Source organism: Burkholderia sp. PvR073, from assembly GCF_054055695.1.
The window spans coordinates 382465-405178 of the sequence record NZ_JBSRXO010000002.1 but is presented as its reverse complement, the minus strand read 5'-3'; the positions used below and the strand labels follow the sequence as shown (position 1 = coordinate 405178).

The window sequence follows — 22714 nt, the reverse complement described above, 5'->3', positions numbered from 1 at the left end:
CAACACCCGGAGACAACCATGAAGCCCTTCACCCCGACGCTCAAGCAAGGCCTCGCCGCCGCCCTCCTCAGCGTGGCGGCCACGGCGTCACACGCGGCGGATCTGCTCGACACCGTCAAACAGGCCGGCGTGCTGAAGATCGCACTCGAAGGCACCTACCCGCCGTTCGACTACCGCAATGCCGAAGGACAACTCGAAGGATTCGACGTCGACGTCGCGAAGGCGATCGCCGCGCGGCTCGGCGTGAAGCCGCAGTTCGTCACGACCGAATGGAGCGGGATTCTCGCCGGGCTGCAGGCAGGCAAGTTCGACGTGATCGTCAACCAGGTCGCGATCACGCCGTCGCGCCAGCAGGCGCTCGACTTCAGCATGCCGTACGTGTATTCGTCCGCGCAGCTGCTGCAACGCCAGAACGACACGCGTGCGTTCAAGTCGCTCGACGAGCTGAAGGGCAAGAAAGTCGGCGTGACGATGGGCAGCAACTACGTCGATCTCGTGAAGACGGTGCCCGCGATCGATCTGCAGGTCTATCCGGGCACGCCGGAAAACCTGCGCGATCTCGCGGCGGGGCGTATCGACGCGGCAGTCAACGACCGCCTGATGCTGAGCTACCTGATCAAGAACTCGCACCTGCCGCTGCGGCCCGGCTCCGTGCTCGCCGGCGGCGAGGACCGGATGGGCATCCCGTTCCGCAAGGGCAATCCGAAGTTCGCGAAGGCGATCGACGACGCGGTCGCGTCGCTGCAGCAGGACGGCACGCTAAAGAAGATCTCGATGCAGTGGTTCGGCACGGACACGACGCGGCCGATCGCGCAATAACGCAGCCGTCACGCGCCCGCGCGCCTGAACGCGCGGGAGCGCCGCCCCCTCGGCGGCACACGACACACAATCAGGAGACACGCGATGGAAGCACTCGATCTGATCATTCATACCCTGCCCGTGATGGTGAAGGGCGCGCTGCTCACGCTGAAGTTCGCGGTGGCGTCGATGGCGCTCGGCCTCGTCGTCGGGCTCGTGGTCGCGATCATGCGCATTGGCAGCAACCGGCTCGCGTCCGGTCTCGCGCAGGGCTACGTCAGCCTGATGCGCGGCACGCCGCTGCTCGTGCAGATGTTCGTCGTCTACTACGGGCTGCCCGATCTCGGCATCACGCTCGATCCGACGACGGCCGGCATCTTCACGCTGACGCTCAACGCCGGCGCGTACCTGTCGGAAAGCATGCGCGGCGCGATCCTCGGCATCGGCCGCGGGCAATGGGCGGCCGCGCACAGCCTCGGCCTCACGCACGTGCAGACGCTGCGCTACATCGTCTGCCCGCAAGCGCTGCGCCTCGCGGTGCCGAGCCTCGGCAATACGCTGATCAGCCTGATCAAGGACACGTCGCTCGTGTCGGTGATCACCGTCACCGAGCTGCTGCGCTCGACGCAGGAAGTCATCGCAGCGACGTTCCAGCCGCTGCCGCTGTACCTCGCGGCCGCCGCGCTCTACTGGGTGCTGAGCACGCTGCTCACGCGGCTGCAGGGCCGTGTCGAAACGCGTCTGTCGCTGCCGTCCACGCATTGAGCCTGCGCATGTCATTCAACCCGAACCTCCACCACGGACAACCCATGATCACGCTCGACAACGTTTCCAAGTGGTATGGCAAGCATCAGGTCCTTTCGGCATGCAGCGCGGCGGTATCGAAAGGCGAAGTGGTCGTCGTCTGCGGGCCGTCGGGCTCCGGCAAGTCGACGCTGATCAAGACGATCAACGGCCTCGAGCCGTTCCAGAAAGGCAGCATCGTCGTCGACGGCATGCGGCTCGGCGATCCCGCCGCGAAACTCGCACAACTGCGCGCGCGGGTCGGCATGGTGTTCCAGCATTTCGAGCTGTTCCCGCACCTGTCGATCACCGACAACCTGACGCTCGCGCAGGTCAAGGTGCTCGGCCGCCGCAAGGACGAAGCGCTCGACAACGCGATGAAGCTGCTCGATCGCGTCGGCCTGAAGGCGCATGCGAACAAGTATCCGGGGCAACTGTCCGGCGGGCAGCAGCAACGCGTCGCGATTGCGCGCGCGCTGTCGATGAACCCGGTCGCGATGCTGTTCGACGAGCCGACTTCCGCGCTCGACCCCGAGATGATCAACGAAGTGCTCGACGTGATGGTCGAGCTCGCGCGCGACGGCATGACGATGGTGTGCGTCACGCACGAGATGGGTTTCGCGAGAAAGGTCGCGCATCGCGTGATCTTCATGGACCAGGGCGCGGTGGTCGAGGATGCGGCGAGCGATGCGTTCTTTGCCGCGCCGCGCTCCGAACGCGCACGCGACTTCCTCGACAAGATCCTGCACTGACCGCGCGACGGCCTCGCTCCGATTTGACTGACCTTCAAAGGACGACATCTTGAATCCCCTGCATTCGACCGACACCCTGCTCGCTCACGAAGGCCGCTCGCACGGCCAGCCCGGTTCGCCGGTGAACCCGCCCGTGTACCGCCAGTCGACGCTGCTCTTTCACGGCACCGACGCGCTCGACGCCGTGCGCGGCACGCCGCTCGCGTACGGACGCCACGGCAGCCCGACCACGCGGGCGCTCGAAAAGGCGCTGGCACGCCTCGAAGGCGCACATGCCGCGCTGCTGACGCCGAGCGGGCTCAGCGCGATCACGACCGCGCTGCTCGCGGTGCTGAATCCCGGCGATCACCTGCTGATGGTCGATTCGGCGTACGACCCGACCCGCTCGTTCTGCGACGAGACGCTCGCCCGCCTCGGCATCGAGACGACCTACTACGATCCGTCGATCGGCGCCGGCATCGCGGCGCTGATGCGGCCGAACACGCGCGCGGTGTTTACCGAATCGCCCGGCTCGCTGACGTTCGAGGTGCAGGACATCCCCGCGATCTGCCGCGTCGCGCACCAGCATGGCGCGGTCGTGCTGCTCGACAACACGTGGGGCACGCCGCTGAATTTCCGCTCGTTCTCGCACGGCGTCGACGTGTCGATCCACGCGGCGACCAAATACATCGCCGGACACTCCGACGTGCTGATGGGGGTGATCCTGACGACCGAAGCGCTCGCGCAGCCGGTGACGCGCTGCTACCGGCAGCTCGGGATGACCGTCAGCGGCGACGATGCGTATCTCGCGCTGCGCGGCCTGCGCACGCTGTCGGTGCGCCTCGAACGCCACCAGCGCAATGCGCAGGTGCTGACCGACTGGCTCGCGCGGCAGCCGGAAGTCGCGCAGATCCTGTATCCCGCGCGGCCGGGCGACGCCGGCCACGCGCTGTGGCAGCGCGACTTCACGGGTGCGTGCGGGTTGTTCGGCCTGGTGCTGCATCCGCAGCCCGACGATGCGGTGCGCGCGCTGCTCGACGGCATGACGTGCTTCGGCATGGGCTACAGCTGGGGCGGCTTCGAAAGCCTGATCATCCCGTCGAATCCGTCGCGCCAGCGCACCGCGACGCAATGGAACGCGGCCGGCCCGCTGCTGCGCATTCACGCGGGGCTCGAGCATCCGGACGACATGATCGCCGACCTCGACGCCGGCTTCGCGAGAATGCGCGCCGCCGCGGCCGCGCTCGCGGAAGCCTGAAATCCGACAACGCCATCTGCGTCACCCGCGTCACCGCGCACCACCCTTTTTCTTCAACGTTCGACCACCACTGATAGCGAGACCCTCATGAAAGACACGCTGTTCATTCTCCGTCCCGGTTTTTTCAAGGACTCCGAAGGTCCGTTCTACTGCGGCGACTCGGTCGCCGTCGAAGGGCTGCTGAGCTTCTATCCGCAGCTGCGCGAGGCCGTCGCGGTCGAGTACATCGACGCGCCGCGGCCGCGCCTGCCGATCGTCGCGCTGATCGGCGAGGACAACCAGTCGGCGCCAGTGCTCGTGCTCGGCGACGGGCGCATGCCGAAGGATGACGCGGTCGGGATTCGCGAACACGACGGCCGCCGCTTCATCGATTCGCCGGCCGACATCCGGCGCTATCTGTCGTCGCAATACGGCGTCGCGCACGTCGCGTAAGCACGCCGCGGCTGATTCACCGCCGGCAGGCGATCGGTACCTTGATCGCACTCGACACATTCGAGCAACACGCGTTCGGCGGCAGCAACGCCAACGGCCAGGCTTGCCGCTGCCGGCAAGCCTGGCCGTTGTGTTTTTCGGCGCGGCGCAGGCGTGCTGCTCGACGATGCATGAAGCACGCCGTCGAAGTTGCCAAGCCTTCATGCGCGTCGCGTGACGCCGCCGCACATCCTGCGCCGCCTGCGTCGGCCGCATCCGGCACCTGCTTCCCGGGTGTTCGGTCACACCGATGGCCATGACTTCCGCCGCATTGTTCACCCGCCGCGCGCCGCGCACAGTGGCCACACGGCTGCGCGTCCGCTTCCATCCGCGCGCCGTCTCGACGGCCGAGCGACGCCGGGTTATCGACAGGAGTGGACATCGTGCAACTTCGACTCACCACGGGCAGTGACTACCAGGACGATCTCGCGGCGCTCCGCGACACGATCCGTCGGAACGGCACGCGCGCGACGCGGCATGCCGTCGACCTCGTGATCGATGACGACGCCGGCGCGCCGCGCGTGTCGCTGCTGCTGAACCTCGCATGGCAAGCCGCGAAGAACGGCCCCGCCGTCGACGCGTCGCTGTACACACTCGGCTTCGTCGGCCAGAGCGGCATGGCCTTCGTGTTCGACATCCGGCCGTTTCCGGGCGGCACGCCGACCGGCGCGACGGCGCTCGGCGGCGACGGTTCGTACGGCTGGCTCGGCTACGCGACCGATCCGTTGCCGGCGATCAATCCGAGCAACCTCCATCAGGCCGTGTGGACGCTGTCGAAGGTCCGGCCGGCAGACGCATCGAAGTTCGCGCCGTTCAAGCCCGATCTCACGCGGCTCGTGATCGCGTTGTCCGAGGCGCTGCGCTTCGCGCGCACCGCGCACGCGATCGCCGGCCTGCTCGACGGCACGCTCGCGACCTACGCGCCGAACGACGACCGCACGGCCTGCTTCAACAATTGGGCGGCCAAGGGCTTCCCGCTCGGCGATCCGGCCTGATGCCGACGAAGGAGCACGCCATGTCAAGCCTCGACTTCAATGCGTCGCTGCGGTGGGAAACGTTCGTGCTGAGCCTGATCGCGAATGCCGGCGATACGCCGCGCGCGGGCAAGCAGCAGACCGGCTGCGCACTGCCGATGTACGTGATTCCGTTCGCTCGGCTCGACGCACCGCCCGAGCTGCGGGCGCTGATGTCCGAAATCGCTACGTCCGCGCGCGTCGTCGATCGCGGTCCGCCCGGGCGCCATATCGGCAGCGACGTGCTTGGGGCGATGCGGCAGATCCACCAGAACGCGCCGCGCTACCTGCCGACGTTCGGATACGGCACGCCGACGGACCCATTCGACGGGCTCACCGAGCGCGCGAAGCTGTACGAACGCTACGCGCGCACGTTCAAGGCGAATTCGAACGGACGCGGCGGCGACACGCAAACGACCGGCTACGTCGAATACACGGCCGGCACGAACACGCTGTTCCGCGGCGGCAATCGCGCGCGCATCGCGTTCGACTATGTGTTCGGCCGCCTGTATTTCTCGCCGATCCACTACGAAACCTGGGTGCCCGGCACGCTCGATCCGGGCCCCGGGCAAACCGTCGCGAAGGTCGTCGACGGGCCGTACGCGAACCCGTGGTTCTGGATCACTGACATCACGTCCACCTGAAGCCGCGGCGGCGTGGCCCCGCCGCGCCGCCGCCATGAAGAAAGAGGAAACCGATCTTGAAACAGCCTGTCCGAGTCGTTTCCGTACGCTATGCGTGCGACAGCAAACCCAAGCGTGCGCCCGACGAAGATCTCGAAGCTTATGCGGCGCGCGTGCAGCAGGTCGCGCTCAATTACCTGAGCGGCGCGCTGTCGAGCGCGTTCGAAGCCGTGCGTCGCGACGCGCAAGACGACGATGCGCCGCCCGTCACGTTCGTGACCGCGCCCGAGTTCTACTGGAACGTGCCGTGGGACGCGCTGCGCGACGTCGACGAACTCCACGCGCTCGTCGATCTGCAGCTCGATCCGGTGCGGCGCGCGATCGGCGCCATCGCGGATCGCTTTCCGGTGCAACGGTACGGGCCGATCGTGTTCCTGCCCGGCACCGTCGCGATGCTCGTGAAGCACGAGGCGGCGGCCGACGTGCCCGATAACGGCATGCCCGTCGGGCCATACGTGTCGCTCAATTTCACGTTCGCGACGACCAATTTCCTGCCGCCGCTCGCGCACGACGACGGCGACGGTGACGCGCCGCGCCGCGCCGCGATCTGGCCGAAGCGGCATACATCGTGGATCGACTACGGCAACTCGGTCGATGCGCTCGACACGCCGCTCGCCCACACGTTCCGGCTCGGCGACGGCACGCTCGTGACGGTGCTGAAGACGAGCGACGTGTCGCCGCAAAGCGCGACGGCCGAGCCGCCGCCATCGTCACCGTACCAGGGCCCGCGCCTGTCGGACAGCTTCGACAACCGGCTCGGCGACGCGCCGCCGTTCGGCATCGACATCTGCCTCGACTTCCTGAAATGGCGCCGGCATCCGGGCAACGACGTCAAGCCGCCGCATCTCGACGACGGCGCACTCGTGCTCGACTTCGTGCTGTCGTACGGCGTGAATCCGACCGATCGCACGTTCGACGTGCCGGACTCGCTGCAATACATCGCGCACAACGACGGCCGCAGCCGGAGGGAAGTCGTCGTGTTCGCGGTCGACCGCACGCGAACGCGCTGGCAGCGCATCGCCGAAGCGCCGTGCGTGCGTCACCTGTCGAGCTCGGATCGCGAACGCGTCGCAATCCACGCGTTCGACGTGGACGTGCCGGGCGCGGACGGTACACCGTGACATGGGCGCCTCGCGCTTCGGCCGCTGGCGCGCGCGGCAGGCGATGCCGGCGGCGCCACGCGCACCAGACGATCTCGCCGCGCAGCTGTGCGACGAATGCGAGGCGATGGCGCGCTATGCGCTCCATCACGGGCTGCCGATCGAGCCCGAACTCGTCGCGCGGCTCGCGGCGCTGATCGCGGCCGCCTGTTCGGCCGGCGCATCGGCCGGCGCATCGGCCGCGACGCCGCTGGCGCCCGCGCAGCAGCACGCGCTCGCCGCGATCCACCGCAAGCTCGCGACGCTCGTCGCGCCCGCGACGCCGCAAGCGGTCGCGCTGCTCGACATGCACCGGCGCCAGGCGCACCCGTTCGCGTGGCTCGGCCCGGTGCCGCTGATCCGGCTGCTGACTGGCTCGGCGCTCGGCTTCCTGCTCGCGGTCGTGCTGACGAGCCTGTCGCCGCAGGTGTCGGGCGAGAACATCGAGCGCGGCTTCCTGCAATCCAACGGCATGCAGCTGCTGTGGAACACGACGTTCCTGCTGTGCTGCGCAGGCCTCGGCGCCTCGTTCGCGACGCTGTTCCAGGCGCACCACTATGTCGCCGCGTCAACCTACGATCCGAAGTACGACGCATCGTACGGTGCACGGCTGATTCTCGGCGTGATCGCCGGCCTGATCCTCGTCGAGATGCTGCCGGCGCAGCTGTTCGCGCAGGGCAGCATGCACAGCTTCGGGCGGCCGGCGCTCGCGATGCTCGGCGGCTTCTCGGCGACGGCCGTGCACCGCGTGCTGCAGCGGCTCGTCGAAACGCTCGAGACGCTCGTGCAGGGCGATCGCTCGGCCGAGGTCGGCGCGACGCTCGCCGCGAATCGCGCGCGCGCGGCCGGCGAACGCGCGCAATGGCAGGGCGAACTGGCGGCGAGGCTGCTCGACCTGCAGCAATCGCTCGACGGCGCGGCGTCCGCCGACGTCGTCCGGGCGCGCCTCGCCGAGTTCACGCGCGCGATGCTCGCGGCCCATCCCGTCCCCTCGGCCGCGGACGATCCGCTCCCGCCCGACGCGCCCCGGCAATAGCGCGACGCCGAACTCGCGCGCCGGCCCGGCCGGTGCGCCCGTCACACGCATCAGCCGGGCGCATGGCAGGCCGGCGCAAACGGGAAGCCGGATGAATCGGACGACACGTGGCGCGCGAGCCACAATGCGGCCTCGGTCCGGTTGCTCACGCCGATCTGGCGAAACAGCGCATACAGGTGGTTCTTGATCGTGCCTTCCGCGACGTTCAGCACGCGGCAGATCTGCTTGTTCGACTTGCCTTCGGCCAACAGGCGCAGCACGTCGCGCTGGCGCGGCGTGAGACGCTCGAACGCGCGATCGTCGCCGGCCGGCAGGCCGCCCGGGCGCGCCTGCGTCGCGCCGCCGTCGTTCGGCGGCACGTAGATCGCACCGGCCGCCACCCGGCCGAGCGCATCCGCGAACTCGTCGGCGCTCGCGTGCCGGTCGATGATGCCGGCCGCCCCCGCCAGCAGCGCATCGGCAATCGTGCGGCGGCACACGGCCGTCGCCACGCACAGCCACGGCGCGCCGGCGAACGTCTCGTGCAGCACGTTCGGCCAGCTCGGCCGCGCGGCGTGCTCGTCGCATTCGATCGTGATTGCCTCCACCGTCTCGGGCAGCAACGCATCGCGCAGGCGCAAGACGTCCTCGGGACAGCGAGCCGACCACACATGCCAGTTGACATCGCGTTTACACAGTACGTCCGCCACACCCGCGACGAATAACGGCGGGCTATCGATCATTAGAACGTTCATTGCGCGGTTTCCTCGAAATCGGGCTGCTCGGTTTGTTTTTTTTACTTCCCTACCCGGCGTTTTTTTACCGCTGTTTCACGCACCGCGCACTAGGCCCGTCGCTCCGTGACGAATGGCCTAATTCGTCCGCGCCGGGCCCCGCCGCGCGCGCCGATGCCCGTCGCGGGCCGGCCCGGGCCGCCGGCCATGACGGACGTCATATTGGGTAACCGTTTTTAATTTCCTAACGTGAATAACGACAGCGAATTTCCGTTGTCTTCGACACGAAGAGGAGTTTATTCATGGACGCGAATTTCATCGGCTCGGTCATTAACGCTTTACCCATGGACCAAATGATCGCCGGCCCGTTAAAAGCGATGATCAGCGCGCAGACGCAGGCCGCGAAGAGCTACGCGGATTTCCTGATGCAGGTCTGCATCCAGGGCGGCAAGGCCGTGGCCGTCCAGTTCGACTACGACGAGACGCTGGTGGACGAAAGCGGCGTGTCGAAAGGCGTCGTGCAGAAGACCATGCGCATCCCGCTGCTCGCGGCGATCGTCCACCCGATCATCGCGATCGAGGAAGGCACGATCGACTTCGAGATGGAGATCACGCAGTCGGAGAAGTCGTCGTCGTCGACCGAGGCCGGCGGCGAATTCCAGGCGAAGTTCGGCTGGGGGCCGATCAGCGTGAGCGTGTCCGGGCGCGTGTCGCACAAGGCTGAGCAGACGCGCAGCACCGACACGCGCGCGAAATACTCGATCCATACGCAGGTGAAGCGCCAGTCGCCGCCCGAAGCGCTGATGCGCGTGATCGACTTCCTGACCGAAGCCGCGACCAAGCCGGTGGTCACCGAAGGCAACGCGAAGGACGTGAAGCCGCTGCCGGCGACGCCGACCGACGGCAAGCTGGTCGGCGACGCGTCCGGATCCGGCGGCAGCGCGGCCGCGCCGGCCGCCGCCGGTGCGGATGCCCGGCAGCCGGCGCACGCGTAAGCGCGCGGACCGGCCATGTTCAGGCTCTTCAGACGGTCGCGCCGCGCGGACGGCGGCAGGCGCGACGACGGGAATCCGCGTCCGGACGGCGGCAACGCCCGGCAGGAACCCGACGGGCCGGTCCCGCCGCCGGCCGCGCCGGCAGCGGGCCATGCCGGCGCGGGCGCGGGTACCGCTGCACCGGCGGCGCTAGCCGCCGATCCGGCGCGCCATGTGCCGCCCGATGGCGCCGGCTGGCCGGTCGGCGCCGTACCGGGCACGCATGACGCACCGGCCACCGCGCCCGGCGCTTCCGCCGGCAGCCTGCCGCCTGCCCCGCCAGCGCCACCCGCCCCTTCGCCCGGCATGCCGGCCGACGACGCGCGCCCGCCGCCGCGCGGCATCGCGCTCGACGAGATCGCGCGCGGGATGCAGCACGCCGCCGCCGCCGCGAACCAGTTGCTCGCGCACCAGTACACGGCCGTGCTCGACCAGTTCTTCGACCTGCGCGACGACGGCCTGCTCGCGCCGCGCGAGGTCACGGTCGCGCTCGACGCGGAGCACACGATGCCGGTGCCGCTCGTCGCGCTCGCCACGCCGCGCGGGCTCGCGCTCGACCGGATGATCGTGCACCTGACCGTGCGCGGCGACTTCACCGAGGCGCTGCCGGCCGGCGGCATCGCGGGCGACGACGACCAGCGCAGCCGCTTCTACGTGACGTTCGCGCCGCGTTCCGGGAAAAAGGACGCGCAGGGCAATACGCGGCAGCGCGACACCGAGCACATCGACATCGAAATGCAATTCATGGCGCTGGCCCCGCCCGAAGCGATCATGCGCGTGATCGACGAATACACGCATCGCCTGGTGCCGCGCGCACGGCCGGGCAGCAAGGAGAACGACGATGGCGAACCAGCCTGAACGCACCGGTGCGCAGGGCATCGCGCTGATCAAGCAGTTCGAGGGGCTGCGCCTCGCGCGCTATCTCGACGCGGTCGGCAAGCCGACGATCGGCTACGGGCACCTGATCCTGCCGAACGAGCGCTTCACGCGCCCGCTCACGCCCGCCGAAGCGGAGGCGCTGCTGCGCCGCGACCTGCGCGGCGCCGAGCTGAACCTGCGCAAGCTGCTGCACGTGCCGGTCACGCAGCAGCAGTTCGACGCGCTGATGTCGTTCGTCTTCAATCTCGGCGCGGGACGGTTGCGCTCGTCGACGCTGCTGCGCTACCTGAACGCCGGCGCGCGCACGCGTGCGGCCGACCAGTTCCTCGTCTGGAACAAGGCCGGCGGCAAGCCGCTCGCGGGGCTCACGAAGCGCCGCCAGGCCGAGCGCGCGCTGTTTCTGTCATGAGCGCCGTGACGCCGCACCGGCCGAACGTCACGGGTCGCCGCGCATGCCGTTCGCGCCATTTCGCAAGTCGTCGCGTACCCGTAAGCTGAAACCGTCGCTGAAGTCCGGTCTTGCCGTACCCGATCCGTTACAACGATTCGTCATCCGCCATTCGCCACGACAACAGGAGCCTCGCATGAACATCACTCGCTCGACCGGCCGCACGATGCCGTCCCGCTTCGCCGTTTCGCACGCGCTGCGCCGCGCGCTGCGCACCGTCTGCGTCGCGTTCGCCGCCGCGGCCGCCGTGGCTTCGGGCGCGCCGCAAGCCGTCGCGGCTTCCACCGATCCGTTGCCCGCCTACGCAGCCGACCTGCAGCGCACGTCGGTGTCGGGGCTGTCGTCCGGCGGCTTCATGGCCGCGCAGTTCGACGTCGCGTTCTCGAGCCGGCTGATCGGCGCGGGCATCGTCGCGGGAGGCCCGTTCTACTGCGCGGGCGTGAACGCACTGATCCCGCCGGCCGTGGCCGCGGCCACGCTGTGCATGCAGCCGATCGGCCCCGCGCCGTCCGCGGCCGATGCGTGGCGCGCCGCGCGCACCTTCGCGCAGCGTGGCGAGATCGACGATCCGGCCGCGCTGCGCAGCCAGCGCATCTACGTGTTCAGCGGCGCGAAGGATACGGTGGTGTCGACGCGCGTCGTCGACCAGACCGCGCGCTTCTACACGCTCGCGCAGGTGCCGGCCGCGAACCTCCAGTACCGCGCATCGCCGGATGCCGGGCATGCGTTCATCACGAACCGCCCCGAGGACAACGCGTGCAGCGCGAACGCGAGCCCGTATATCGACAACTGCGGCTTCGAACAGGCGCACGACATCGTGCGCTGGATCTACGGCACGCCCGACAAGCCGCTCAATCCGCCGGCCGCGCAGGCAGGCGGCAAGCTGCTGGCGTTCGACCAGCGCGCGTTCGATCCGCGCCGCACCGCGTCGCTCGGCGATACCGGCTATGCCTACGTGCCGGCCGATTGCGAGCGCGTGACTTGCGCGGTGCACGTGGTGTTCCACGGCTGCGTGCAGAACGTCGCGACGGTCGGCGAGAGGATGATTCGCGGCGTCGGCTACAACGAGATCGCCGATACGAACCGGCTGATCGTGCTCTATCCGCAGGTCGAGAAATCGGCCGTCAATCCGGCCGGCTGCTGGGATTTCTGGGGCTATACGAGCGCCGATCCGCTCAACCCCGGCTTCTACCGCCGCGACGCGCCGCAAATGGCCGCCGTGATGCGGATGGTGCAGCGCCTCGGCGCCGCGCGTCAGTAATCCGCGCTTCGGCCGCCATCACGCCGTCATTGCACCTTCATCGCGCCTTCATCACGAGGAATCGCCATGTTCTCCACGTTCATCGCCCAATGGGAACGCGCGCACGCCGACGCGCTCCAGCTGTTCGGCACGCTCGCCGCGCAGACGACCAGCCCCGGCGGCACGCCCGGCGCCCCCGCGTGGCGCGCGTTCGCACACACCGCGCTGCTCGCCGGCCACCGCTATACGGATGCCTGCCAGGCCGCGACCGACGCGTTGTGGCGCGGCCAGCTCGAACGGTTCGGGCTCGGCGGTTCGGCCGCCGCGGTCAAGGAGCTGGCGGCGCTGAATGCGGATCTCGCCACGCGCTTCACGCAGAGCCACCTGCAGCATGCGGGCGCGATGGCGGATGCCGCCGCGCAATACCTCGACGATCTCGGCCGCACGCGCGGGCCGGCCGATGCCGCGATGGCGCTCGGCCGCTTCGCCGGCGACCTGCAGGCCCAGGCGCGTGCGCATGCGCTGCACGTCGCGTCGCTCGCGAACGGCGTGCCGCCCGCGCTTGCGCAGTGGGCCGACCGCACGCTGCGCGACGAACGCGGCACGCCCGATCAGGAGCAAGCGCCATGAACATCAAGCTGCGCTTCATCAATCGCTCGAACGACCGCGGCAACAGCGAAGTCGTGCTGTTCCAGCGCGACGTGATGCCCGATCTCGACGCATTCGCGATCGCGTGGAAGGTGATTCGCTACTGCGGACGCGACTGCTTTCACCCGTTCGATTACTCGACCGACATCGACGTCGCGCTCGGCGACGAGCACGGCAACTTCTCGCCGCGCGTCACGGCGCCCGCCGGCGTGCGCTTCGTCGTGGACACGCAGCCGACCGGACGCGGCCGGCTCGTGCCCGATCCGGCCGACGCACCGGGCGGCGACATCGAGGTCGTCAACCGGATGCGGCGCGGCGCGGTGAACGTCAACGCGTTCAGCGCGGGCCGGCTGATCGCGGTGAAGGAAGCGGTCGCGCCCGGGCAGAAGGCCGTGTTCCGCTTCACGCCGACGCTGTGGATCGGCGTGGCGTCGCAGGTGCAGGAAAGCCGCGCGCTGCACGCGGCGGTGATGTCGAGCGCGAACACGCAGCTGCCGCTGGCGGGCGTGGCCGCGGCGGACATCGTGATGACGGGCGGCGGCACCGGCGCCGACGCGCAGCCGTTCGCGTTCGCGCTCGAGCACATCGTGCGCGCGTAGCGCCGCCCGATACCGTTTGGACCGGCTTGACGGCACGGCTTCGCAGCCGGGCCGGCGGGGAAAGGTGTGCGGCAGACCGACTGCCGTTTTTTTCAAACTCAAGGAGCAACGACGTGGATATCCAACTGAACCTGATCAACCGCTCGAACGACGCCAACAACTCGAGCGTCGTGATCTTCCAGAAGAACGTGGCGACCGACTTCGACGAACTCGCGATCGCGTGGAAGGTGATCCGCAACTGCGGCCAGGGCGACAACCATCCGTTCAAGTTCCCGATGACGATGAGCGTGAGCGCGAGCGACAGCTGGGGCAACTACATGCCGCAGCAGACCGCGACGAACGGCCAGGTGTTCCAGGTCGTGCGCTCCAGCTCGGGCGACGTGCTGCAGCTCGGCGGCGATCCGGGCGCGAGCGCCGAGGTGCAGGTGCGCAACGACCTGCCGGCCGGCGCGATCAACGCGACGATCTACAAGGACGGCAGCGCGCTCGCGCGCAAGACCTCCGTCGCGCCAGGCCAGAAGGCCGTGTTCCAGTTCAAGCCGACGATCTGGATCGGCGTCGCGTCGCAGATCGAACAGGGCGCGCTGATGAATTCCGCCGTGATCTCCGACATCAACACGGAACTGTCGCTGCTCGGCATCGCGAGCGCCGACATCGTGATGACCGGCGGCGGCCCGGGCCCGCGCTCGCTGCCGTTCACGTTCCGGCTGGAAAACGTGGTGATGGCGTAACGGTTCGTGCGCCGGCAACGCATGGCCGGCGCCCTATCAATCAGTTATCCGAATCGAATCAAGGTGACTCATGGACATCAATCTCAACTTCGTCAACCTGTCGAACGACGTCAACAACAGCCAGATCGTGATCTTCCAGAAGAACGTGTCGACGGACTTCGACGAGCTCGCGATCGCGTGGAAGGTCATCACCAACTGCGGACGCGGCGACAACCATCCGTTCGTGTTCCCGATGCTGACGACCGTCTCCGCGAGCGATGCCGACGGGAACTACATGCCGCAAAAGCGTGCGGACAACGGACAGCTCTTCAACGTGTCGCGCTCGACGTCGGGCAACGTGCTCGCGCTGGCCGGCCCGGCGCCGACGTCGCGCGAGATCCAGCTGCGCAACGACCTGAGCCAGGGTGCGATCACCGCGTCGGTCTTCAAGGACAACCGGCTGCTCGCGCACAAGACCGGCATCGTGCCGGGCCAGAAGGCCGTGTTCGAGTTCAAGCCGACGCTGTGGATCGGCACCGCGTCGCAGATCGAACAGGGCGCGGTGATGAATTCGGCCGTGCTGTCCGACATCAACACCGAATTGTCGCTGCTCGGGATCAAGCGAGCCGACATCGTGATGACGGGCGGCGGCGGCGGCACGACTGCGACCGCGTACCAGTTCCGGCTCGCGAACGTGGTGATGGGGTAAGCCGCGCACGCGCGACGGCGAACGGGCGGCACCCGTCACGTCGTCGCGCGCACGCGCGTCAGCCCGCGCGCTGCACGGGCGCCATCTTCGAGAAATATTTCGCACCCGCCACGCAGGCGACGACCACGACCGTCACGACGAGCATCGACGGCGGCACCGTCTCGTGCAGCAGCCCGGCCGCGAGCAGGAAGCCGAAGAACGGCTGCAGCAGCTGCAGCTGGCCGACGCCCGCGATCCCGCCGAGCGCGAGGCCGCGATACCAGAACACGAAACCGATCAGCATGCTGAACAGCGACACGTACGCGAGCCCCCACAGCGCGGCGGCGTCGACGCCGTCGAACGTCGCGGGCCACGTGAACCCCGTGAGCGGCAGCATCACCGGCAGCGACAGCACGAGCGCCCACGAGATCACCTGCCAGCCGCCGAGCTGGCGCGACAGGCGCGCGCCTTCCGCATAGCCGAGCCCGCACGCGACGATCGCGGCCAGCATCAGCGCATCGCCCACCACCGACGCGCTGCCGCCGTTGCGCAGCGCGAAGGCGGCCACCGCGCCGCTGCCGACCAGCGAGAAGATCCAGAACGGCAGCCGCGGCCGTTCGCCGCCGCGCCAGACGCCGAACAACGCGGTCGCGAGCGGCAGCAGCCCGACGAACACGATCGCATGCGCGGACGTCACATGCTTGAGCGCGAGCGCGGTCAGCAACGGAAAACCGACCACGACCCCAAGCGCGACGATGACGAGCGACACGGTCTCGGCGCGCGTCGGCCGCTTCTGCTTCAGCGCGACGAGCAGCATCAGGCCGAGCACGCCGGCGATCGTCGCGCGCGCGAACGTGAGGAACAGCGGATCGAGCCCCTGCACGGCGACACGCGTCGCCGGCAGCGAGCCACTGAAGATGATCACGCCCAGCAGGCCGCTGAGCCATCCGTCGGTCGTCTTTTGCACGGGAAATCCTGGTCGAAAAATGGGGGGATGACCGATGATCCGCCGTGCGCGAAAAGCGCGTAAGCTACAGCCCAATACAATTCGGACAAACTGTACTGGACAACCGGCCGTACAGTTCCTTCTCGCCATGAGCCGTTCCGTGCAAAGCCCTGCTCCGCCCACGCCGTCGCGCACGCGCGTGGAAACCGTGATGGACACGCTGCGCGCGCGGATCGCGAGCCGCGCGCTGATGCCCGGCGCACGCGTGCCGTCGATCCGGATGATGGCCGATGGGCTGCACGTGTCGAAATCGACCGTCGTCGATGCCTACGAGCGGCTCGCGAGCGAAGGCGTGCTCGTCGCGCGGCGCGGCTCCGGCTTCTATGTGTCAGGCCACGCGCCGCCGCTCGCGCTCGCCGAGCTCGGCCCGCGCCTCGATCGCGAACTCGATCCGCTGTGGCTGTCGCGCCAGTCGCTCGAGGCGGCGCCGAACTCCGTGAAGCCCGGCTGCGGCTGGCTGCCGTCGTCGTGGCTGCCGGACGAGAGCCTGCGCCGCGCGCTGCGCGCGGTATCGCGCGACGAACCCGACGCGCTGACCGACTACGCGACGCCGCTCGGGCTACCCGCGTTGCGCCAGCAGCTCGCATGGCGGCTCGCGCAGCACGGCGTCCAGGCGGAGCCCGCGCAGATCATGCTGACCGACGGCGGCACGCATGCGCTCGATCTCGTGTGCCGGCTGCTGCTGGAGCCGGGCGACACCGTCGTGCTCGACGATCCGTGCTACTTCAACTTCCAGGCGCTGCTGCGCGCGCATCGCGCGCGGATCGTCAGCGTGCCGTACACGCCGAACGGCCCCGATCTCGCGCGCTTCGAACAGGTGCTTGCCGAGCACCGGCCGCGCCTGTACATCACCAACTCGGCGCTGCACAACCCGACCGGCGCGACGCTCGCGCCGCCGGTCGCGCACCGGCTGCTGACGCTGGCGACCGAGCATGGCCTGCTGATCGTCGAGGATGACATCTTCGCGGATTTCGAAAGCACGCCCGCGCCGCGCCTCGCGGCGTTCGACGGGCTGTCGCGCGTCGTGTCGATCGGCAGCTTCTCGAAGACGCTGTCGGCCGCGATCCGCTGCGGCTATGTCGCCGCACGCCCGGAGTGGATCGACGCGCTCGTCGACCTGAAACTCGCGACGTCGTTCGGCAACGCGCAGATCGGCGCGAACGTCGTGCACCGGCTGCTGGTCGACGGCACGTACCGGCGCCATCTCGACAGCCTGCGTGCGCAACTGGCCGATGCGATGGGCGAAACGATCCGGCGGCTCGCGCGCGCCGGGCTCGGGATCTGGACGGAGCCGCGCGGCGGCCTGTTCGTGTGGGCGGAGCTGCCGGACGGGCTCGATGCGGCGCGGGTCGCGCGTCATGCGCTCGATCACGATGTCGTGCTCGCGCCAGGCGATGTGTTCAGCGCGTCGCACAGCGCGACGTCGTTCATGCGCTTCAACGTGTCGCGCTGCAAGGGGCCGGCGGTATTCGATGCGCTGGCGCGGGCGATGGACGCGGCGCGGGCGGCGGAACGCAGCGGCCGCACACTGGCCGACCAACGATGAACGCCGAAGGCGGCGGGGCGAATGACCGCCCCGCCGCCGCCCGCATTGCCCTCATTGCTCCGCCGCGTGCGCCCTCGCCCGCACCTCGGCGAACGTCGTATCGACCAGCATCCGCCCCGTGTCGAACACCGTTTCGAGCGCGTCGTCCCACTCGCCTTCCAGCGCACGATCGTCCCACGCGACCGGCAGCGCGACTGTCCGGTACTCGCCCGTGCGCCGATTGCGCAGCAACGTGAGCCGCCCCTTCTTCGAGCGCTTGCCCTGATCGGTGACCGGATCCTTGCGGACGTCGTGCCAAACGCCGTCGCGCCGGATCGCCGAGCACTTCATCGCGAAGCGCTGCGTATCGCGATTCACCTGCTGCAGTAGCGCGCCGCCCATCCCGAAAACGACGTTGCCGGCCGCATAGCCCGCGTCGTCGAGCGCGGCGAGGATCGCGCCGATGGACAGCTCGTCGACGCCATCGCCCTGGATCACGCGCACGCGGTTCAGCACGCGCCGCCCCTTGCCGTTCACGGTCGAACCGAACGATGCGTCGAGCGCACGCACGGTCTGCAGCACGATCGTCACCGGGTCGCCTGAATCGGGACGCACGACGAGCGTCGCGCCCGAATCGATCACCGCCTGGCGCAGCGGACCGCCCCACATTTCAAGCGCGGCGAACAGATCGTAGGAGTCCGACACGACCGATACGATCGCGCCGGGCAGACCGAAGCGGCTGATCATGTTGCGGTACGCATCGGCTTCGTGCTCACGCCCCCACGACGTGATCGTGCTGTGCTCGGCCGCCGGCACCGAGTACGCGGCCATCGGCTCGCGATAGAAGCGGTTCGCGGCCAGCACGCCGAGCACCGTGTCCGAACCCATGAAGCTGACGAGGTGCGCGGCGCCGCCGATCGCGGCCGATTCCGCGCTCGATACGCCGCGCGCGCCGAAGTCGTGCAGCTTGAACGGCAACTGGGCGAGATCGTCGTCGGTCTTCTCGAGAAAGTGGCGGATCGTCTGCCGCAGGTGCCAGCTGCGCGTCGCGACCGTCACCGGATACCACACGCGCAGCAGCATCGTCTCGAGATACGACGCGAGCCAGAACACCTTCGGATCGTCGCATTCGACGGTCATCAGCACGTTGTGCACCGGAACGATCGAACCCTCGGGCACCGCGCGAATCTTCACGGGCAGGTAGCCGTCGTAGTGCTCGACGACATGACGCCAGCCGTCCTCGTTGAACGGCTCGCCGTGCATCGCGAAGAAGTCGCGCGCGTCGTCGATCATCGCGTGCGTGATGGGCCGGCACAGATATTCCTTCAGCAGCATCTGCAGGCCGAAGAACAGCGTGCGGTCGTAGCGGCCGCCGCGCGATTCGACGTACGAGAACATCGCCTGCGCGTCGGGCGGATATTGCAGGAAGTGGGAAGCCTTGTACGAATCCGTGTTGAGGATCGGATTGGCGAGAACCGCGGCAAAGCCGCCGGGATCGTTTTGCATGGCTAGAGCTCCTCTAGGCCGTTGAAGTGCCGCCGCGTCTGTCGCAGCGGACCGGTATCCGGGGAATCAGCGGATCACAGCTTCCCCAGGAAGTGATACGCGATCTCGAAGTGATCCTCGAACATCACGTTGCGCATCTGCGCGAATTCGTTGAGCGGCACCCAGCGCGCCTTGTCGGCGTCGTCGCTACCCTTCACGCGCGGCAGCTCGCCGGTCGGGAAGTTGAACAGGCACGCATGCGTGATCGTGCGGCCGCGCAGCGAGCGGGTCGGATGATCGAACACCTGGCGATCCTTGATCGAACCGCGCAGCACGGGCTCCGGCAGCTTCAGGCCGGTCTCCTCGCGCAGTTCGCGGATGCATGCCGCGTCGAGCCGTTCGTCCTGCTCCACGAAGCCGCCCGGCAGCGCCCACAGGCCGCGGCCCGGTTCGCTGCGCCGGCGCACGAGCAGGATATGGCCCGAGTGCACGACCACCGCGTCGACCGTCACGAACGTGACCGGATACGGTGCGGCCGCCCATGCCTTGCGATACGCGGCGATGAACTCGGCCTCGGCCTTCAGCTGCGCGAATTCCGGCTGCGTGCGAAAACGCTCGAGCCAGCCGAACACGGGTTCCGGCACGGCCCATTGCACGAAGCTGTTGGTGCGTTCGGCGAAATACTGGTCGCGGATTTCGGTTGCGGAAATGTCTTCGGTCGCATCGACGTCGACGAGCTCCCATTGCGGGAACATCCGCAGGTAATACGACGTGGCGTCCTTCTCGTGACCGATCAGCCCGACCTTGCGCTGTGCGATGCTGCCGAGTGCGGCGGCCACGGCATCCTGCACCCAGCGCACCCAGTCGCCGTCGTTGTACGTCGAATCCTGCACGGGCGCGATCGTCACGCGCTCGCGTTCGGACGCATCGAGCAGCGAGGCCAGCATCTGGCGGCGCTCGTCGAACGAGAACGGATCCTTGATGGTGCGGGGCTTGTCGGTCGAGCCGATCAGCACGCACACGCGCTCGGCCCGGCTCAGTGCCGACTTCAGCACGTTTAGGTGACCGCGATGCGGAGGCTGGAAACGACCAATGAAAACGAGCGCGTCGAAGCGCCGGTTCTGTTGCGTACTCATGAGGCTCCCTCAAGAGATTGAAACGCTTCGGGTCTTTCCCGAAGGCATGGAATCGATCGTAGGGGAATTCCCGGAGAAGGTCAATCGAGCCTGCGCTCGACTTGACGAAGTCTGACGAAACGCGCGGTTTTGGCGCGTTACACTCGATTTCATCCTAATCCGCGCCGGTGCGCCCGCCATCCATCATGAGAATTTCAGTGAGTCGGATCGTCGGCGTCGATCGCAGGCGCCTCTTCACATGGTCGCAGGACTACGCGCGGCGGCTCGTGTGGGACAGCTTTCTCGCCGACGCCTATCTGCCCGACGGGATGACGGCCGACGTCGGCGTCGACGCGTTCTGTCGCAGCCAGTCGGGCGCGACGATGGTATCGCGCTACATCTCGTACCGTCCGCCGCAGGTCGCGGCCGTCGAGATGATCGACGGGCCGAAGGTGCTCGAACGCTTCAGCGGCAGCTGGAACTTCACCGAGCGCACCCCGGGCACGACCGAAGTGAAGTTCACGTACCACTTCCGCGCGCAGCCGGCGTGGCTGCGCTGGCTGCTCGAACCGCTGATCGGCGCGTTCTATCTCGTGCACACGCGCCGGCGTCTCGACTCGTTCAAGCGCTGGGCCGAGGCCGAAGCGCTGCCGCGCTGAGCGCCGCTCACGCGACGCCGCGCGCGACCTGCTGCCGGACCTGCGCGTGCGTGCCGAGCGCGGCGGCAATCGCGTCGACCGCATCGGCCGCGCGCGCCGCACCGCACATGAACGCGTCGACGGCCGCGAAGCCATGCTCCGGCCACGTATGAATCGTGATGTGCGACTCCGCGAGCAGCACGACGCCCGTCACGCCGTGCTCGCCGCCGAAATGATGGAAGTGCGCGCCGATCACGCGCGCGCCGGCCCGCTGCGCGGCGTCGGCAAGAATCGCTTCGAGCCGCGCCGCATCGCGCAGCAGTGCCGCGTCGATGCCGGCGAGATCGGCCAGCACGTGCGAGCCGAGCGTCGCGCGCGGCGGGGCGATGCACTCGCGCGCCGTCATTTGTGCGACCCGTACGACGAGTAGCCGCTGCGCGCCGACGAACTGCCCCACCCGCTGCCGACCGAACTCACGCCGCCCAGCGACGTGCAACTGAACAACGTGACGACGATCAGCCCGTAGAGTCCATAGAGGATGTGACGCATCAGCTGTTGCCCCCATCCGATGCGAAGCCTTTCCACAGCCATTCAGGCAGCCACAGCACGAGCAGGCCGACCAGCACGAAGACGGAGCGGCCGCTGAACGAGAACAGCGAGCCGATGTTGAAGATCACGAGCAACGCGCTGAACACGAACGGCAGCGGTGCGAAGCTGTGCGGGTACTTTGCATCGAACAAGCCCGTCGACTTCCCGGCCGAACCCGTTGCGGACGCAACCGCCGCCGTCTTGAGCGCCGGCGTGGCGAAGCGTTCGGCGAGCGCGCCGGCCGACAGCGGGCGCGCGCGCGACCACACGATCTCGGCGGCGCTGCGCTCGCGCGTGAGCTTGTCCTTCTGCCAGCCGTAATCGACGATCGACGTGCGATCGCCGATCTGTACACGCCAGTTGAACGCGCCGACCACGTACACCACTTCCGAGTCGTACGTCTCGCGCAGCCGATAGGTCTTGCCGTCATCGGTCACGTCGGACTCGCCGCCGATCGTCGGCCAGTGATCGAGCACCTGCACGCGCTCCCAGCGCCCTTCGCTCTGCACGAGCCACAGGAAACCGCGCTTCGGGTTCAGCAGCAGGTATTCGTCCCACGTCTCGTCGTCGCCTGGCACGCGGCAACGCATCATGCCGATCACCGTGTACTTCACGCCGTCGAACATGCCGGTCGCACCGAGCTCCAGCGCGCCCTTCACCGCATCGAGCCTGCGCTGCGCGGCGAAGACAGTCTGTTGCTCGGCCGTGCATTGCACGCCCGCGTGGCAGCTGCCGCACACGACGTAGTCGGCGAGGTTCGGCGCAAACGACAGCGGCGCGCCGCAGCTCGGGCACGCGAACGGCACCATCGCCGCGCCGAGTTTCTCGCGCGTATCGGTTTCGGCATCGCGCAGCCCGGTGAACGCAAGCGCGTCGAATTCCAGTGCCTCGCCCGTATAGACGGCGGGGCTCCCGCCGTTCGCATCGGCGTCGGAATAGTCGTAGGTCGCGAACGCGTTGCCGGTGCGCAGGTCGACGACGCGCGCCTCCCAGCCCGCATCGACACGGAACGGCAACTCGCCGTCGCCGCCCGTGCAGCGTGCGGTGCGCACGTCGGACACGAGATACGCGCGGCCGCCGTGATCGATCCGCATGCCGGGTTCGAGCGTGCCGAACGCCGGCCACGCGCCGCCGGACGCATCGTCGGGCTCGCGCACCGTGACCGCGTACTGGCCCGACGCATCCGACAGCCAGCCGAACGCGCCGTCGTCGAACACGACGTACCACTCGCTCCACGTGCCGGCGTCGTAGGTCATCTGGATGCGGCCGAGCACGGTGAACGTGCGCTTGCCGTAGCGGCCGGCCGTGCCGATCTGGATCGGCGACGCGTCGTCGAGCACCGTGGCGAGCTCGCCGATGCGTTCGACGTCGGCGCCGCGCTTGAGCAGCGTGCTGCGACAGAACGCGCAGACGGCCATCACCGCCGCCGCCGAGCGAAACTCGACCGGCGCGCCGCACTGGGGGCACGAAGTACTGAACATGCGTG

The 22714-nt window shown here is 68.5% G+C and carries 26 protein-coding genes; 19 read left to right on the top strand and 7 right to left on the bottom strand.

Annotation, left to right across the window (positions count from 1 at the left end):
- Positions 1-18 precede the first annotated feature (18 nt).
- From ACVK00_RS08995 to ACVK00_RS08955, 9 genes are all read left to right on the top strand, one after another.
- A complete protein-coding gene (locus tag ACVK00_RS08995) occupies positions 19-819 on the top strand; it encodes a transporter substrate-binding domain-containing protein (protein WP_354123271.1) in 801 nt (266 codons plus the stop codon).
- Positions 820-903: 84 nt separating this feature from the next.
- The gene (locus ACVK00_RS08990; RefSeq protein WP_212084663.1) at positions 904-1563 is read left to right on the top strand and encodes an amino acid ABC transporter permease; all 660 of its coding nucleotides are present in this window, start codon (positions 904-906) and stop codon (positions 1561-1563) included.
- Positions 1564-1607: 44 nt separating this feature from the next.
- Complete coding sequence (locus ACVK00_RS08985) at positions 1608-2333, top strand: amino acid ABC transporter ATP-binding protein (protein ID WP_041491502.1); 726 nt, start codon at positions 1608-1610, stop codon at positions 2331-2333.
- A gap of 49 nt (positions 2334-2382) precedes the next feature.
- Positions 2383-3570, top strand: coding sequence for a cystathionine beta-lyase (gene metC / locus ACVK00_RS08980; RefSeq protein ID WP_284895391.1), 1188 nt, complete (start codon positions 2383-2385; stop codon positions 3568-3570).
- Between the two features lie 87 nt (positions 3571-3657).
- Complete coding sequence (locus tag ACVK00_RS08975) at positions 3658-4002, top strand: DUF3088 domain-containing protein (protein ID WP_228908164.1); 345 nt, start codon at positions 3658-3660, stop codon at positions 4000-4002.
- A gap of 422 nt (positions 4003-4424) precedes the next feature.
- Entirely contained in the window at positions 4425-5036 is a 612-nt protein-coding gene (locus ACVK00_RS08970) for a ribosome-inactivating family protein (protein ID WP_175761427.1), read from the top strand.
- A 20-nt stretch (positions 5037-5056) separates the two neighbouring features.
- The gene (locus tag ACVK00_RS08965; RefSeq protein ID WP_284895392.1) at positions 5057-5698 is read left to right on the top strand and encodes a hypothetical protein; all 642 of its coding nucleotides are present in this window, start codon (positions 5057-5059) and stop codon (positions 5696-5698) included.
- Positions 5699-5754: 56 nt separating this feature from the next.
- Entirely contained in the window at positions 5755-6858 is a 1104-nt protein-coding gene (locus ACVK00_RS08960) for a hypothetical protein (protein ID WP_284895393.1), read from the top strand.
- Position 6859: 1 nt separating this feature from the next.
- Positions 6860-7912, top strand: coding sequence for a hypothetical protein (locus ACVK00_RS08955; RefSeq protein ID WP_284895394.1), 1053 nt, complete (start codon positions 6860-6862; stop codon positions 7910-7912).
- 50 nt (positions 7913-7962) lie between these two features.
- Here ACVK00_RS08955 and ACVK00_RS08950 read toward each other — a convergent pair whose 3' ends face one another.
- On the bottom strand, positions 7963-8646 hold the full coding sequence (locus ACVK00_RS08950) for a helix-turn-helix transcriptional regulator (RefSeq protein ID WP_012366523.1): 684 nt from the start codon (positions 8644-8646) through the stop codon (positions 7963-7965).
- 281 nt (positions 8647-8927) lie between these two features.
- Here ACVK00_RS08950 and ACVK00_RS08945 point away from each other — a divergent pair, with 281 nt between their 5' ends.
- The 8 genes from ACVK00_RS08945 to ACVK00_RS08910 all read left to right on the top strand — a co-directional run bounded on the left by ACVK00_RS08945 (position 8928) and on the right by ACVK00_RS08910 (position 14892).
- Complete coding sequence (locus ACVK00_RS08945) at positions 8928-9620, top strand: DUF2589 domain-containing protein (RefSeq protein ID WP_012366524.1); 693 nt, start codon at positions 8928-8930, stop codon at positions 9618-9620.
- Positions 9621-9635: 15 nt separating this feature from the next.
- Positions 9636-10517 (top strand): DUF2589 domain-containing protein, encoded by an 882-nt coding sequence (locus tag ACVK00_RS08940; protein WP_284895395.1) that lies wholly within the window; start codon positions 9636-9638, stop codon positions 10515-10517.
- The gene (locus ACVK00_RS08935) at positions 10501-10947 is read left to right on the top strand and encodes a lysozyme (protein WP_011659244.1); all 447 of its coding nucleotides are present in this window, start codon (positions 10501-10503) and stop codon (positions 10945-10947) included. The genes ACVK00_RS08940 and ACVK00_RS08935 overlap by 17 nt, the downstream gene beginning before the upstream one ends.
- 175 nt (positions 10948-11122) lie before the next feature.
- Positions 11123-12247 carry an extracellular catalytic domain type 2 short-chain-length polyhydroxyalkanoate depolymerase gene (locus tag ACVK00_RS08930; protein WP_284895396.1) on the top strand — a complete coding sequence of 375 codons (1125 nt, stop codon included), beginning with the start codon at positions 11123-11125 and terminating at the stop codon, positions 12245-12247.
- Between the two features lie 66 nt (positions 12248-12313).
- On the top strand, positions 12314-12856 hold the full coding sequence (locus ACVK00_RS08925; RefSeq protein WP_228908170.1) for a hypothetical protein: 543 nt from the start codon (positions 12314-12316) through the stop codon (positions 12854-12856).
- Entirely contained in the window at positions 12853-13473 is a 621-nt protein-coding gene (locus ACVK00_RS08920; protein ID WP_228908171.1) for a hypothetical protein, read from the top strand. Before ACVK00_RS08925 ends, ACVK00_RS08920 begins: the two co-directional genes overlap by 4 nt.
- A 113-nt stretch (positions 13474-13586) precedes the next feature.
- Complete coding sequence (locus ACVK00_RS08915) at positions 13587-14204, top strand: hypothetical protein (RefSeq protein ID WP_006760772.1); 618 nt, start codon at positions 13587-13589, stop codon at positions 14202-14204.
- 70 nt (positions 14205-14274) lie between these two features.
- Positions 14275-14892 (top strand): hypothetical protein, encoded by a 618-nt coding sequence (locus tag ACVK00_RS08910; protein WP_012366530.1) that lies wholly within the window; start codon positions 14275-14277, stop codon positions 14890-14892.
- Positions 14893-14950: 58 nt separating this feature from the next.
- Here ACVK00_RS08910 and ACVK00_RS08905 read toward each other — a convergent pair whose 3' ends face one another.
- A complete protein-coding gene (locus tag ACVK00_RS08905) occupies positions 14951-15838 on the bottom strand; it encodes a DMT family transporter (RefSeq protein ID WP_165753506.1) in 888 nt (295 codons plus the stop codon).
- A 127-nt stretch (positions 15839-15965) separates the two neighbouring features.
- On the opposite strand from ACVK00_RS08905, the gene ACVK00_RS08900 reads away from it, so the two are divergent.
- Positions 15966-17423, top strand: coding sequence for an aminotransferase-like domain-containing protein (locus ACVK00_RS08900; RefSeq protein WP_229050712.1), 1458 nt, complete (start codon positions 15966-15968; stop codon positions 17421-17423).
- Between the two features lie 51 nt (positions 17424-17474).
- On the opposite strand, the gene ACVK00_RS08895 is transcribed toward ACVK00_RS08900, so the two are convergent.
- Complete coding sequence (locus tag ACVK00_RS08895) at positions 17475-18908, bottom strand: nicotinate phosphoribosyltransferase (protein WP_284895397.1); 1434 nt, start codon at positions 18906-18908, stop codon at positions 17475-17477.
- 74 nt (positions 18909-18982) lie between these two features.
- Positions 18983-20023 carry a bifunctional nicotinamide-nucleotide adenylyltransferase/Nudix hydroxylase gene (locus ACVK00_RS08890; RefSeq protein ID WP_175710258.1) on the bottom strand — a complete coding sequence of 347 codons (1041 nt, stop codon included), beginning with the start codon at positions 20021-20023 and terminating at the stop codon, positions 18983-18985.
- 185 nt (positions 20024-20208) lie between these two features.
- On the opposite strand from ACVK00_RS08890, the gene ACVK00_RS08885 reads away from it, so the two are divergent.
- The gene (locus tag ACVK00_RS08885; protein WP_006751370.1) at positions 20209-20661 is read left to right on the top strand and encodes a type II toxin-antitoxin system RatA family toxin; all 453 of its coding nucleotides are present in this window, start codon (positions 20209-20211) and stop codon (positions 20659-20661) included.
- A gap of 7 nt (positions 20662-20668) precedes the next feature.
- Here the strand turns inward: ACVK00_RS08885 and speD are convergent, their stop codons facing one another.
- The 3 genes from speD to ACVK00_RS08870 are packed head-to-tail and all read right to left on the bottom strand — an operon-like array spanning position 20669 to position 22709.
- Positions 20669-21046 (bottom strand): adenosylmethionine decarboxylase, encoded by a 378-nt coding sequence (gene speD / locus ACVK00_RS08880; protein WP_012366536.1) that lies wholly within the window; start codon positions 21044-21046, stop codon positions 20669-20671.
- Positions 21043-21189, bottom strand: a complete 147-nt coding sequence (locus ACVK00_RS08875; RefSeq protein WP_164714756.1) for a hypothetical protein — start codon at positions 21187-21189, stop codon at positions 21043-21045. Before ACVK00_RS08875 ends, speD begins: the two co-directional genes overlap by 4 nt.
- The gene (locus ACVK00_RS08870; protein ID WP_284895398.1) at positions 21189-22709 is read right to left on the bottom strand and encodes a DUF4178 domain-containing protein; all 1521 of its coding nucleotides are present in this window, start codon (positions 22707-22709) and stop codon (positions 21189-21191) included. Before ACVK00_RS08870 ends, ACVK00_RS08875 begins: the two co-directional genes overlap by 1 nt.
- Positions 22710-22714: the final 5 nt, after the last annotated feature.